This window comes from Sphingopyxis sp. Geo48 (genome assembly GCF_949769155.1).
In the GTDB taxonomy this organism is placed as follows: Bacteria; Pseudomonadota; Alphaproteobacteria; order Sphingomonadales; family Sphingomonadaceae; genus Sphingopyxis.
In genome coordinates, this window is the sequence record NZ_CATKPA010000002.1 from 342,032 (window position 1) to 354,619 (window position 12,588).

Consider the following 12,588-nt stretch of genomic DNA (forward strand, 5'->3'; position numbering starts at 1 on the left):
CCTGATTCCGCGCGCGTTGACGCCTGCGGCTTTCGCGGGGCGCGAGGCATGCGCGGCGATCACCAGCTTCGCCGGCGAGACCATGGGGACAAGCTGGTCGCTGCACGCGGTTTCGCCGCCGGCAGGAACGATGGCGGGCGTGCAGGCGGCGTTCGACCTTGTTGTCGCGCAGATGAGCCAGTGGGAGCCGGAATCGGACCTATCGCGCTTCAATCGCGCGCCTGCGGGCGAATGGCGCCGCGTGCCCGCCGAACTCGCGCATGTCGTCTCGGCGGCGCTCGAGATTACGGCGGCGAGCGGCGGGGCGTTCGACCCGTGCTTGGGCGATCTGACCGAGCGCTGGGGCTTCGGCAGCACGGGGCCGGTGAACGGGGTGCCCGCCGATGGCGAGGGAGCGGACCGCAGCATCGAATGGGACGCCGGCGCGTCGCGACTGCGCCGCGGCGAAGGGGCGTTCCTCGACCTTTCGGGCATCGCCAAGGGCTATGGCGTCGATCTGGCGGCCGAGTGGCTGCTTGGTAACGGCGTGCGGCATTTCCTGCTGGAAGCCGGCGGCGAGCTCAGGGGCGAAGGAATCCGGCCCGACGGTCAGCCCTGGTGGGTCGATACCGAAACGCCGCCGACGTCGTCGGCGCAGCCATGGCGCATCGCGCTGCACGATTTGTCGGTCGCGACGTCGGGCAGCTACCGGCGGGGCCTTGCGGTCGGCGACCGGCATTATTCGCACAGCTTCGACCCGCGCTCGGGCCAGCCGATCGTCAACGGTGTCTCGTCGGTGACCGTGCTCCATCGCAGCTGCATGATGGCGGATGGCTGGGCGACCACGCTTACGGTGCTCGGTCCGGATCAGGGAATTGCGCTGGCGGACGCGCGCGGTCTGGCGGCATCGATCCTCCGCGGCGACCGGGAGTTCACCTCGTGCGCGTGGCGCGATATGCTGGGTTAGCTGTCAGCCCAGCGCCGCAGCAGATTGTGATAGACGCCGGTCAGCCGCACGACGGTCGCGTCGCCCTGGCCCAGCGTCATCGCCGCGCCCTGTACCCCCATGTCGAGGTCGAACAGCAGGTCGCGCTGCCCCTGGTCGCGCACCATCGACTGGATCCACATGAAGCTGGCGACGCGCGCGCCGGCGGTTACCGGCTCGACGCGATGGACGGTGCTCGACGGGTAGAGGACCATATGCCCGGCGGGAAGCTTGAGCCCCGGGGGCGCGGTCATGCCTTCGATGACGAGGCCACCGCCTTCGTAACTGCCGGGATCGGCGAGGAAGAGCGTCGCCGAGAGGTCGGCGCGCATCCGGAAATCGCTGCCGCGCCGCATCCGGATCGCATTGTCGATATGATCGCCGAACGTCTCGCCGCCCGAGTAGCGGTTGAAATAGGGCGGGTAGATTTTGAGCGGAAGCGCTGCCGCGATGAACATTGGCGTGCGGCCGAGCGCATCGAGGACCAGGCGTCCTGCCTCGGCCGCGGCTTCGCCCAATTCGGGGAGTTGCTGGTTGCGTTTGACGAGCGCCGCCTGCGGGCCGGAGGTTTCGTTGCCGTCGATCCAGTCGGCGGCGTCGAGGATGGCGCGGAGCCGGGCGACGCCGTCGGCGTCGAGTACGTCGGGAATGATGCGGATCATGGCGCCGCTTCTAGGCAGAAAAGGGCGGGAACGGCAATGCGCCGTGCCCGCCCGTTTGCGATCAGAAGGTGTAGAAGAGGCTGAACACCGCCGAGCGTGCATCGCCGGGGGTGGCCCAGCCGCCGGTGACGACGCCGGTCGTCGCGTTCACATTGTTGCGGACGCCGGTGTAAAAATCCTCGTTGGTCAGGTTGGTCACATTGAGCTGCGCGACCAAGCCGTTGTTGAAGTCATACGACACAAACGCACGATGGATGAGATAGTCGTCGACCATGAATTGCGTACGCTGGAGCAGGTTGCGCTGGTTGGTTGCAAACCTGTCCTGATAGGTCAGGCCGTAACCGATCTGGAGGCCGAACGGAAAGGCGTAGGTGGTGAACAGGCTGCCCGAATGTTTCGGGGTCTGGATCAGGCGATCGCCGGCCTGCGGGTCGGGGATCGCAACGCTGTTGCTGCAGCCTGTCGCGCCCGGCGAGGTGAGGCAGAAGTCGGAGACGCTCTGCTTTACCTTGCTGTCGAGGTAAGTGTAGTTGGCAAAGATCGCCCATTCGGGAGTGAGATTGCCGGTCACGCCAATAGCAACTCCGTCGACGCGCGATTCGCCGTCAAGAACCTGAAGCGAGTTCGGCAGCGACGGGTCGTTCGAAGGCGTGCGGAAGTTGGTGCGTTCGTTGCGGAACAGAGCGGCGGTCAGCAGAAGCTTCTTGTTCGCCAACTCGGCTTTGGCACCGATTTCATAAGTGCGCGCCTTTTCCGGGGCGACAGCGCAGGGATCGGCGGCGCCCGTCGCGGGGATCACGCCGCAGCCGAGACGCACCGTAGCCGAGGACGGCGTCCTGGCGTTGCCATAGGCGCCATAGAAGCTGACGTTCTCGATCGGGTGGAACACGGCGCCGAAGCGATAGGAGAAGAGATTTTCGTCGCTGATCTGCGGTTCGCGCTGCGCCGGCGTTAGCGCGGTCGTGCCCGGCGGGACGACGAGCAGCGGAATGTTCCGGAACTCTGCGCGATTGCTCTCGTAGCGCAGGCCCGCGTTCAATTCGAACATCGTGCCGAGTTCGAGCGTATCGAAAGCGTAGATCGCCTTGTTGTTGCTGCGGCCCTTCGACCGTGCCGTAACGGTGAAGTTGATCGGGCCGGAGTATGTGGTTTCGGGATTGAAGAGATTGATCGGCGGCAGCGTCACCGCCGAACCATCGGGGTTTCGCGCCAGCGACGCGGTCGTGATTTCATAGTCTTCGCGTGAGATGGAGGCGCCGATTACCAGTGTGTTACGCGTGCCTCCCGTTTCTCCGGTTACGACGGTGAGGTCGGTCTGGTTGTGGAGCAGGTCGTTGACCTGATCGCGGACGAGGCCGCGCGGACCGCTGGGATAATAGGTGCCGGGCGTGTTCCGGTCTGTGGGGCAAGCGATGCCGACTGTCGACGTCGGGCCCGAGCCCACGGGCTGCAGGCCGTTGGCAAGACAGAATACGCCCTGCGGTGCGCTCGTCTGGCTATACTGGTGGACACGCTGCCAGCGGGTAAGGTTGCGGATCGACACATTCTCGCTGAACGCATGGCGAAAGGTCGCGGTCAGGCGATTCACCTTCGTCTTCTGTTCGTCGAGATTGACGATGCCGAAATAGTCGCTGTCGTCGACCCCCGGCAGCGGGCCGTCGTTCACGCCGCTGAGGAAGAAGGGCACGCCATAAATCGGCGTGTTGTCGTCGTCCTGGTGGATATAGGCGAGCGTCAGGCTGGTGTCGCTGTCGACACCGATCGTGATCGACGGCGCGACCCCCCAGCGTTGATAGGATTCGACGTCGCGGCCCGGAACGTCATTCTCGTGATACATGGCGTTCAGGCGGACGGCGATCAGGTCGTTCAGGCGCCAGTTGCTGTCGACCGACGCACGGTAATAATTGTCGGTGCCGACCGCAGCCTGCACGGTCGTCGCGCTGCGCGAGAACGGGATCTTGCTGACGAGATTGATCGTGCCGCCGACGCTTCCCGATCCGTTGAAGACCGAGTTGGCGCCGTTATAGACTTCGATCTGCTGCAGGTTGAAGGGGTCGGTGCGGCTGTACTGGGCGCTGTCGCGGACACCGTCGACGGTCAGGTCGTTGTTCGCCGAATAGCCGCGCAGGTTGATCGAGTCGCCATAGCCGCCACCGCCCTCGCCGGCGCCGAAGGTGATGCCGGGGATCGTGGCGAGCGCATCGCGCAGCGTGAGCAGATTCTGCTGGCGCAGCGCCTCCTGCGTCACGACGGTGATGGTTTGCGGCGTATCGACGAGCGGCGCCGTCGACTTGGGCGATTCGACTTCGGTCGCGAGCCTGCCGGTGACGACGATGTCGGTGCGGCCGCCGGGTGCGTCCTGCGCGGCATCGGCCTCGGTAGCGAGCGCGGGAGCACTGATCAGGCTGCCCACGCAGGAGAGAGCGAGGAACGAGGCGGACGAAGTTTTCACGGATAACCCCCTTGTTTTGGTTTGGTCGTCCACGCCGCTATTGAGAGTCGTTCGCAGTGTCAATCGCTATTGATAATGGTTCGCGATATTGTCGCAATTTCTGTGGGTGCTGAGGCCGCCGTCGAAGGGCTTCAGTTACGTCGCTCGAGCCACCAGGTCTGCCGCCAGCCATAGGGGCTGCGGATCGCTTCGCCCGCAGCGTTGGTCGCGGGCTTGAAACGAAAGCGCTCTTCGATCAGCCGACAGGTCGTCGCATCGAGCGACGCATCGCCGCTCGATCGGCTGACGCGGCATCCCGTCACCCGTCCGGTCGCTTCTATGGTGAAGCGAACCTCGACCTCGCCGCCGACCCTGGCGCGGCTGGCTTCGCGCGGATAGTCGCTGTCGCGGATCGTGCCGCTGCGCCAGGCCGCCTTGCTGCCGCCACCGGTGCCGCTGCCCGAACCGCCGGCGCCGGTCCCGTCGCCGCGCCCGCCGGCGCCCGATCCGGGGCCGGGGACGGGGGTAGCCCCGGCCGACGCATCGCTGCCCGTGCCTGGCCGGGGGGCGGCGCTGACCGGAGGCGGTTCGGGTGGTGGCAGCCTGGGTTCGGGGGCGGCGACGGGGGCTGCTCTTGCAAATCTGTTGGCGGCCGATGCCTTGGCGCTTGCCTTCTCGTGCTGCGTCTTGGTGGGCACGATGACGCCTTGCGGAGGTTTCGGCGCGGGGATGGCGATGGCGCTGATCGCCTCGCTGGCGGCGCGAACGACATGGAGGTCGAGCCCGCCGACAAGCCCGGCCCCGATCGCGAATGCCGCGAGCAGCGCAGCGCTGCCAGCGATAAGCCGCTGACGTCCGGTTATCTGCCCCGTATAGGCCATGACAACATCCGCGGCGAACGCCCTTCGTCCGCCTTCGCCATGCCGTTTATAGGAAGTCCTCTAGCGTGGACATGAACCGGTCGAACTGGTCGTGATGCAGCCAGTGACCGGCATTCTCGAATTCGATCACTCTAGCGGTATTGAAATGCGCGATGCGTCCGTCTTTTTCGGGGTTGGAAGCCCAGCTGTCGGCGCCATAAAGAAGAAGCGTCGGGCAGCTGATCGCTGCCCAGAGCGATTCGAGTTCGCTTTGCGGAAGGTCGACCACCGGCCAGACGTTCAGATAATTGTCGAACTTCCAGCTCCAGCTGCCGTCCTCGTTGCGGTTGATGCCATGGATCGTCAGGTGGCGCGCCTGATCGGGGGTCAGATAGCTGTTCTCGGCGATCATCCGCGCCAGCGCGTCGTCGAGCGTCGCATAGCGGCGCGGCGTGCGGCCCGCCGCCTGGCGCTTCTTGTCGATCCAGCCGCGAAAACGTTCGGCGAAGGGCGTCTCGGCACGCTCGGCCAGAACCTTGGGCGAGGGGCCGAGTCCTTCGATTGCGACGAGCTTGCGGACGTTATCGGGATAGAGGCCGGTATAACGCAACGAGACATTGCCGCCCATCGAGTGCGATACGATCGTCACCGGCGCGAGATCGAGCTGGTGGATGAGCTGCGCGAGGTCATAGACGAAGGCGCCCATCTCGTAATTGCCGTCGGGCGCCCAAGCGCTGTCGCCATGGCCGCGCAGGTCCGGCGCGATGACATGATAGCGATCGGCGAGCTTTTCGGCGACCCAGTCCCAGCTTCGGCAATGGTCGCGGCCGCCATGGACAAGCAGGAGCGGCGGCGCGTCGCGATTGCCCCAATCGACATAATGGAGCTTCAGCCGCTGCGAAATGATGCTGTTCGAGGTCGGGCCGCTTGCCATCTTGTCGTCCTTGCTGTCTGATCGGGTTTCAAAAGGCGACTGAATGGCATCCGTCAAGCCCGGTCGCGATCATCGGGAAGGGAGCGGCAGGCGCATGACGACATTTCGGGACAATCTGCTTGCGGGCAAGACGGCCTTCGTCGCCGGCGGCACGAGCGGCATCAACCTGGGCATTGCGAAGCGCTTCGCCGAGCTTGGCGCCAAGGTCGCGGTCGCGGGGCGCGACCCCGACAAGGCGCGCCGCGCCGCAGACGAGATCGGACCGGGGGCAATCGGCCTGTCGGGCGATGTGCGCGACTATGCCGCGATCCGCGGCGTGATGGAGACCGTCGTCGACAGACTCGGGCCGATGGATATCGTGATCTCTGGCGCAGCGGGCAATTTCCTGGCGCCGGTGCTCGGCATGTCAGCGAACGCTTTCCGCACGGTGGTGGATATCGATCTCAATGGCACATTCAACGTGTTCCGGGGATGCCATGACCTGCTGAAGCGGCCCGGGGCATCGCTGATCGCGATCACGGCGGGGCAAGCGGTCAACGCTTCGGCGCTGCAGGCCCATGCCTGCGCCGCGAAGGCCGGGATCAACCAGCTGATTCGCGTCCTGGCGCTCGAATGGGGCCCCGACGTGCGCGTGAACGGCATTTCCCCGGGGCCGATCGCCGACACCGAAGGGATGAAACGCCTCGCGCCCGACGCCGGGACGCGTCAGGCGCATTATGACCGCATTGCGATGAAGCGCTGGGGAACGATCGCCGAGGTCGCCGAATCGGCGGTGTTCCTCTGTTCGCCGGCCGCGGGCTATATCACCGGCACGATCCTCGACTGCGACGGCGGCAGCCAGATCGGCGACGCCTCGCGCGGCGATCTGGCGAAGGGCATGGCCTGAACGCAAAAACGCCGCCAACCCATTGGGTCGGCGGCGTTTTTAATGGTGGGCGTGGCAAGGATTGAACTTGCGACCCCTGCGATGTCAACACAGTGCTCTACCACTGAGCTACACGCCCATCCCTTGGGGTGACGCGCCCCCTAATCTCCTCCGCCGGGCTTTGCAACCCCTTCGCGCGAAGAAGCGTCGTTATTGTTGGTGCGACTGGTCGGCGCGCCCGAACAGGCTGTCGACCTCGCGCACCAGATCCTTGAGGTGGAAGGGCTTCGACAGCAGCTTCGCCTGCGGCACATTTTCCTCGGCGCGGAGCGACACGGCGGCAAAACCGGTGATGAACATCACCTGCGTTTGCGGCGCGACTTTGGCGGCGTGCTGCGCCAGCTCGATACCGTCCATCTCGGGCATCACGATATCCGACAGCAGCAGGTCGAAGGTGCCCGATTCGACATAGGGCACGGCCTCGGTCCCGCGATCGACGGCGGTCACATGATAGCCGGCGCTGGTCAGCGCGCGCGCCAGATACTCGCGCATCACATCATCATCTTCCGCGAGCAAAATGCGAATCATGGCCCGAAATACGCTCCCTGGTCCTTCATGGCGCCCGTTCCCGGCGCCGTCCGTGGTGAAACTGTCCTATAGCGGGAGACATTTAACAAATTGCGGCGCGGCTGGATTTGCTTCTCCTTTTTTGCCACGCTTCCCGCAATGACCCTTTTCAGCATTCCGTCCAGCGCCATCGCTGTCAATCGGCCCGCGTCGGGCGGCCCCGTTATCGTGTCGATTCCCCACGCCGGGCGCATCTATCCGCCCGAGATACTGGCGGCCGCGCGTGTCGGGCGGGAGCAGCTAGAACGGCTCGAAGACAGTTGGTGCGACCTGATCGCGGGGCAAGCCGCCGATCGCGGGGCGACGGTCGTCCAGGCGGTATGGGCGCGTGCAGTCGCCGATTGCAATCGCGGCGAAGGGCAAATGGCGCCCGGAGATGTCGCGTTACCGCTGCGCGCGCAATTTTCCGCACCTGGACGGAAGGAACGCGCCGGGCTCGGCGTCATCCCGACGCGACTTGCCGATTGCGGTTCCCTCTGGCGATTTCCGATCGACCGGCATGGATTGAACTGGCGGCTCGAATCCTTTCATCGCCCCTATCATCTGGCGCTGTCGCGCGAACTGGTGCGCGCACGCGCCAGGTTCGGCCATGCCGTTCTCATCGACCTGCACAGTATGCCGGCGATTCCCGCCGGTCAGTCGGGGCACGGCGCGCGGATCGTCATCGGCGACCGTTTCGGACGAACCGCCGATGAACGGATTACGGACGCTGTCGTCGAGCATGCCGAGAGGCTGGGCGTCGCGGTGACGCGGAACCAGCCCTATGCCGGGGGGCATATCGTGTCGGCGCACGGCCGGCCGGACCGGTCGATCCACGCGGTGCAGATCGAGATCGACCGCAGTCTCTATCTTCGCTCGGACCGATCCCCCGATCATGAGGCGGTTGTCCGGATGTCCGAGTGGTTCGGTGGGCTGATCGACCGGCTGGCGAGCATTGCGCCCGGCGAAGACGAGGTGCCGCTCGCTGCCGAATAAAAAACCACCTCGTACCGAAGTACGAGGTGGCCAGGGTCCAGGGAGGACGCGCCCGCGTCGAACGACGGGGCACTCGCCGAAATGGAAAGGGGGAAAACCACGACGGCGTGGGGACAATCTAGGGATAGTCGCCGCGCGTTACAAGGTCTGTTGATTACAAAAGATACTGGTCGGGGAGAGAGGATTCGAACCTCCGGCCCCTGCCTCCCGAAGACAGTGCTCTACCAGGCTGAGCTACTCCCCGACCGATCCGGCGCCGGCAGTCCGGCGCGAGGGCAGGGCGGTCCTCTAGACGCGCATTTTGCGAACATCAAGCGCCAATCGGCATAGTGGTCACGATTGTTCGGTCTAGATCAGCAGGGCATTGCGGAAGCTGAAATGTCCGCTTTCGACGAAAATCAGATGATCGGTGAGATCGATGCCGACAAGCCGCAGGAACTGCGCGGCTTCGCGCGTGCATTGCAGGTCGGCGGCGCTCGGCCGCGCTATTCCCGACGGGTGGTTATGCGCCATCTGCACCGCCACGACACGGCCGCCGAGCAGCCGGTGCCAGCATTGCGGCGTGATGACGCATCGGTCGGTTGCCTCGCCCGCAATGCGCTGGAAGCTGGCAAGCCGGGCATAGGCGTCGAAGCCTGCGAGGATCACGATTTCGCGATCGGCGGGGATCGTCGGGCGGTACAGCAGGCGCGCGATCTCGTCCTCCGCCTCGCGCGGTATGAAGCCGGCCGCGATCGTCGATCGGGACAGCTTGCCGATGGGCTCGATCAGGGTCACCGGGCTGCTCATGCGGCCGATAACGAAGCGGCGAAAGACGGGATTGGGCCGTATCGGACGATAGGTCCGTCCGCGAGGCCGCGCCCCTTGTCGCGCGGCGCGGCGCGGCCTAGCAAAGACGATGAAAGCGAGGAGCGAGTCTTGCCCGAATCCATCCATTATGAACTGCAATATCTCGACCTGATGCGGCGCATCTGGGTCGAGGGCGACGAGCGCGTCGACCGCACGGGGGTTGGCACGCGCTCGCTGTTCGGCGAGACGATGCGATTCTCGCTGGCGGACGATGCGATCCCGCTCCTGACCACGAAGCGCGTCTATTGGAAAACCGCGCTGCGCGAGATGCTGTGGTTCCTGACCGGCGACACGAATATCCGGTCGCTGGTGGCGCAGGGGGTCCGGATCTGGACCGACTGGCCGCTCGACAAATATCGCCGCGCGACCGGCGACGAGATCAGTGCCGAGGATTTCGAGGCACGGATCGTCGCCGACGAAGATTTCGCGGCGCAATGGGGCGATCTCGGCCCCGTTTACGGCCATCAATGGGTGAATTGGCCGCGCTACGAACCGGTGGGCGACGGGCTCTTCCGCCGCGCGGGCCAGGGCTACAACCAGATTGCGACGCTGATCGACTCGCTGCGCACCAATCCGGGGTCGCGGCGGCACATCTTTAGCGGCTGGAACGTCGCCGACCTCGACCGCATGGCCTTGCCACCGTGCCACATGACCTATCAATTCCACGTCCGCAGCGACGGGGGATTGTCGTGCCTGCTGTTCCAGCGCTCGTGCGATCTGGGGCTGGGATTTGCCTTCAACATTTTCGAGGCCGCGCTGCTGACGCGGATGATCGCGCAGCAATGCGATCTCACCGCGCACGAAGTCGTCTGGACCGGCGGCGACGTTCATCTCTATCTCAATCATGCCGAGCTGGTCGAACAGCAGCTGCGACGCGTTCCGCAGGGGGCGCCCAAGCTGCGCATCCTTCGCCAGCCCTCGAGCATTTTCGGCTACAGGTTCGAGGATTTCGCGGTCGACGCCTATGCACCGCAAGCGCATATTCCCGCCCCTGTCGCGGTCTGATCGCTGCCGTTGCATTCGTATGGCGACCGTAATAATATGTCGCCACGCTGAAATATAACTAGGCGCGCGATTCGCGGCCGAAGGGAAGAAGATATGCCTGAGTCGGACAGCCGACCGGCGAGCAATCTGCCGCCGCTCTCGCTCCATATTCCCGAACCTCGCTATCGCCCCGGCGACACGCCCGACTTCGGCGATATCGTCGTTCCGGCGGTCGATGCGACGCCGCGCCCGGGTGAAGATACGAAGCCCGATGCGATGCGCGACATGTGCTACGGGCTGGTCCGCGTGCTCGACTTCGACGGGGTTGCGAAGGGGCTGTGGGATCCCAAGCTTTCGACCGAGCGCTTGCGTGCGATGCTGCGCTACATGATGCTGACCCGCGCCTTCGACGAGCGGATGTTCCGTGCGCAGCGGCAGGGCAAGACGAGCTTCTACATGAAATGCACCGGCGAAGAGGCGACTTCGGTCGCTTCGACGATGGCGATCGACCGGTCGGACATGTGCTTCCCGAGCTATCGCCAGCAGGGCATTTTGATCACGCGCGATTATCCGCTGATCCAGATGATGAACCAGATCTACTCGAACCGCGGCGACCACCTCCTCGGCCGCCAGTTGCCGATCATGTATTCGGCGCCCGAGCATGGTTTTTTCAGCGTGTCGGGCAATCTGGCGACGCAATATCCGCAGGCGGTCGGCTGGGCGATGGCGTCGGCGTCGAAGGGCGATACGCGGATCGCGACCGTGTGGTGCGGCGAGGGCTCGTCGGCCGAGGGGGATTTCCATTCGGCGCTGACCTTCGCGACCGTCTATAATGCGCCGGTCATCTTCAATGTCGTGAACAACCAGTGGGCGATTTCGAGCTTTTCCGGCTTCGCCGGCGGGGAGCGGACGACCTTCGCGGCGCGCGCGGTGGGCTATGGTATCGCGGGCCTGCGCGTCGACGGCAACGATCCGCTTGCGGTCTATGCCGCGACGCAGTGGGCGGCCGATCGCGCGCGCACCAACAACGGCCCGACCTTGATCGAGCATTTCACCTATCGTAGCGAAGGACACAGCACGTCCGACGATCCGAGTGCCTACCGCGCCGCCGACGAGGCGACCGCGTGGCCGTTCGGCGATCCGATCGCGCGGCTGAAGCAGCATCTGGAAGTGCTGGGCGAATGGGACGATGAACGTCATCAGGCGCAGGCCCGGGAGCTCGAAGATCTGGTAAAGACGACCCAGAAACAATCGGAAAAGCTCGGTGTTCTTGGTCACGGAATGCACCAGCCGTTCGAGACGATGTTCGAGGACGTGTTCGAGGAGATGCCCTGGCACCTCAAGGAGCAATGCGATCAGATGCTCGCCGAGCAAGAGGCCAAGTTCGGCCCGAACTGGAAGCCCGAATGATGAGCGCCGATACCAAGACCATGAACATGATCGAGGCGATCAACAGCGCCATGGATATCATGCTCCAACGCGACCCCAACACAGTCGTGATGGGCGAGGATGTCGGTTATTTCGGCGGCGTCTTCCGCGCGACCGCGGGCTTGCAGAAAAAGCACGGAAAGACGCGGGTGTTCGACACACCGATCAACGAATGCGGCATCATCGGCGTCGCGGTCGGGATGGGCGCATATGGCCTCCGCCCGGTCCCCGAAATCCAGTTCGCTGACTATATCTATCCAGGGCTCGACCAGCTCGTCAGCGAGGCGGCGCGGCTGCGCTATCGGTCGGCGAACGACTTCATCTGCCCGATGACGGTGCGCACCCCCTTCGGCGGGGGCATTTTTGGCGGTCAGACGCACAGCCAGTCGCCCGAGAGCATAATGACCCACATTTGCGGCGTGAAAACCGTCATTCCTTCGAATCCCTATGACGCAAAGGGCCTGTTGATCGCGGCGATCGAGGATAATGACCCGGTCGTGTTTCTCGAACCCAAGCGCATCTACAACGGCCCGTTCAGCGGCTATTACGACCGGCCGGTCGAGCCCTGGTCGAGGCATGAGGCGAGCGCGGTGCCCGAAGGCTATTATCGCATCGACCTCGGCAAGGCGGCGACGGTGCGTGCGGGCGAGGCGGTGACCGTGCTCGCTTACGGCACGATGGTTCATGTCGCGAAGACGGTGGTCGAGGAACGCGGCATCGACGCCGAAATCCTCGACCTGCGCACGCTGCTGCCCCTCGATATCGACGCGATCGAGGCCTCGGTAAAGAAGACCGGACGCTGCCTCATCATCCACGAAGCGACCCGAACCTCGGGCTTCGGCGCCGAGCTTGCCGCCTTGGTGCAGGAGCGCTGCTTCTATCATCTCGAGGCGCCGGTGGAACGGGTCACGGGCTTCGACACGCCGTATCCGCACAGCCTTGAATGGGCCTATTTCCCTGGACCGGTGCGCATCGCGACCGCGCTCGACAAGATTCTGAAGGACTGATC

At 64.7% G+C, this 12,588-nt stretch carries 12 protein-coding genes and 2 tRNA genes; 6 read left to right on the forward strand and 8 right to left on the reverse strand.

The features are described from left to right. The first annotated feature begins 16 nt into the window (after nucleotides 1–16). On the forward strand, nucleotides 17–946 hold the full coding sequence (locus QOL79_RS08435) for an FAD:protein FMN transferase (RefSeq protein ID WP_283419310.1): 930 nt from the start codon (nucleotides 17–19) through the stop codon (nucleotides 944–946). Here QOL79_RS08435 and QOL79_RS08440 read toward each other — a convergent pair. The 4 genes from QOL79_RS08440 to QOL79_RS08455 all read right to left on the reverse strand — a co-directional run bounded on the left by QOL79_RS08440 (nucleotide 943) and on the right by QOL79_RS08455 (nucleotide 5,851). Continuing rightward, nucleotides 943–1,626, reverse strand: a complete 684-nt coding sequence (locus QOL79_RS08440; protein WP_283419311.1) for a Fe2+-dependent dioxygenase — start codon at nucleotides 1,624–1,626, stop codon at nucleotides 943–945. The genes QOL79_RS08435 and QOL79_RS08440 overlap by 4 nt on opposite strands. 61 nt (nucleotides 1,627–1,687) lie before the next feature. Further along, the gene (locus tag QOL79_RS08445; RefSeq protein ID WP_283419312.1) at nucleotides 1,688–4,078 is read right to left on the reverse strand and encodes a TonB-dependent receptor; all 2,391 of its coding nucleotides are present in this window, start codon (nucleotides 4,076–4,078) and stop codon (nucleotides 1,688–1,690) included. A 131-nt stretch (nucleotides 4,079–4,209) separates the two neighbouring features. Then, a complete protein-coding gene (locus QOL79_RS08450) occupies nucleotides 4,210–4,938 on the reverse strand; it encodes an energy transducer TonB (RefSeq protein WP_283419313.1) in 729 nt (242 codons plus the stop codon). Nucleotides 4,939–4,984: 46 nt separating this feature from the next. After that, complete coding sequence (locus tag QOL79_RS08455) at nucleotides 4,985–5,851, reverse strand: alpha/beta fold hydrolase (RefSeq protein WP_204992722.1); 867 nt, start codon at nucleotides 5,849–5,851, stop codon at nucleotides 4,985–4,987. Between the two features lie 94 nt (nucleotides 5,852–5,945). On the opposite strand from QOL79_RS08455, the gene QOL79_RS08460 reads away from it, so the two are divergent. Continuing rightward, a complete protein-coding gene (locus tag QOL79_RS08460) occupies nucleotides 5,946–6,737 on the forward strand; it encodes an SDR family oxidoreductase (protein WP_283419314.1) in 792 nt (263 codons plus the stop codon). 43 nt (nucleotides 6,738–6,780) lie between these two features. On the opposite strand, the gene QOL79_RS08465 is transcribed toward QOL79_RS08460, so the two are convergent. Both QOL79_RS08465 and cpdR read right to left on the reverse strand, forming a co-directional pair. Beyond that, nucleotides 6,781–6,855, reverse strand: a tRNA-Val gene (locus tag QOL79_RS08465). Nucleotides 6,856–6,926: 71 nt separating this feature from the next. Continuing rightward, nucleotides 6,927–7,304 carry a cell cycle two-component system response regulator CpdR gene (cpdR, locus tag QOL79_RS08470; protein ID WP_058456696.1) on the reverse strand — a complete coding sequence of 126 codons (378 nt, stop codon included), beginning with the start codon at nucleotides 7,302–7,304 and terminating at the stop codon, nucleotides 6,927–6,929. Between the two features lie 207 nt (nucleotides 7,305–7,511). On the opposite strand from cpdR, the gene QOL79_RS08475 reads away from it, so the two are divergent. Then, a complete protein-coding gene (locus tag QOL79_RS08475; protein WP_283419315.1) occupies nucleotides 7,512–8,318 on the forward strand; it encodes an N-formylglutamate amidohydrolase in 807 nt (268 codons plus the stop codon). Between the two features lie 167 nt (nucleotides 8,319–8,485). On the opposite strand, the gene QOL79_RS08480 is transcribed toward QOL79_RS08475, so the two are convergent. Beyond that, nucleotides 8,486–8,562: transfer RNA gene (locus QOL79_RS08480), tRNA-Pro, on the reverse strand. A 104-nt stretch (nucleotides 8,563–8,666) separates the two neighbouring features. Beyond that, entirely contained in the window at nucleotides 8,667–9,107 is a 441-nt protein-coding gene (locus QOL79_RS08485; protein ID WP_283419316.1) for a JAB domain-containing protein, read from the reverse strand. Between the two features lie 129 nt (nucleotides 9,108–9,236). On the opposite strand from QOL79_RS08485, the gene thyA reads away from it, so the two are divergent. The 3 genes from thyA to QOL79_RS08500 all read left to right on the forward strand — a co-directional run bounded on the left by thyA (nucleotide 9,237) and on the right by QOL79_RS08500 (nucleotide 12,586). Next, the gene (thyA, locus tag QOL79_RS08490; RefSeq protein WP_283419317.1) at nucleotides 9,237–10,172 is read left to right on the forward strand and encodes a thymidylate synthase; all 936 of its coding nucleotides are present in this window, start codon (nucleotides 9,237–9,239) and stop codon (nucleotides 10,170–10,172) included. Nucleotides 10,173–10,265: 93 nt separating this feature from the next. Further along, nucleotides 10,266–11,561, forward strand: coding sequence for a 3-methyl-2-oxobutanoate dehydrogenase (2-methylpropanoyl-transferring) subunit alpha (locus QOL79_RS08495; protein ID WP_283419318.1), 1,296 nt, complete (start codon nucleotides 10,266–10,268; stop codon nucleotides 11,559–11,561). A 20-nt stretch (nucleotides 11,562–11,581) separates the two neighbouring features. Next, on the forward strand, nucleotides 11,582–12,586 hold the full coding sequence (locus QOL79_RS08500) for an alpha-ketoacid dehydrogenase subunit beta (protein WP_283419670.1): 1,005 nt from the start codon (nucleotides 11,582–11,584) through the stop codon (nucleotides 12,584–12,586). Nucleotides 12,587–12,588 lie beyond the last annotated feature (2 nt).

Excerpts from the sequence above, each read along its gene's own strand:
- QOL79_RS08440 (WP_283419311.1), bottom strand. The coding sequence starts at position 1,626 with ATGATCCGCATCATTCCCGACGTACTCGACGCCGACGGCGTCGCCCGG.
- QOL79_RS08450 (WP_283419313.1), bottom strand. The coding sequence starts at position 4,938 with ATGGCCTATACGGGGCAGATAACCGGACGTCAGCGGCTTATCGCTGGC.
- QOL79_RS08455 (WP_204992722.1), bottom strand. The coding sequence starts at position 5,851 with ATGGCAAGCGGCCCGACCTCGAACAGCATCATTTCGCAGCGGCTGAAG.
- QOL79_RS08460 (WP_283419314.1), top strand. The coding sequence starts at position 5,946 with ATGACGACATTTCGGGACAATCTGCTTGCGGGCAAGACGGCCTTCGTC.
- cpdR (WP_058456696.1), bottom strand. The coding sequence starts at position 7,304 with ATGATTCGCATTTTGCTCGCGGAAGATGATGATGTGATGCGCGAGTAT.
- QOL79_RS08485 (WP_283419316.1), bottom strand. The coding sequence starts at position 9,107 with ATGAGCAGCCCGGTGACCCTGATCGAGCCCATCGGCAAGCTGTCCCGA.
- QOL79_RS08495 (WP_283419318.1), top strand. The coding sequence starts at position 10,266 with ATGCCTGAGTCGGACAGCCGACCGGCGAGCAATCTGCCGCCGCTCTCG.
- QOL79_RS08500 (WP_283419670.1), top strand. The coding sequence starts at position 11,582 with ATGAACATGATCGAGGCGATCAACAGCGCCATGGATATCATGCTCCAA.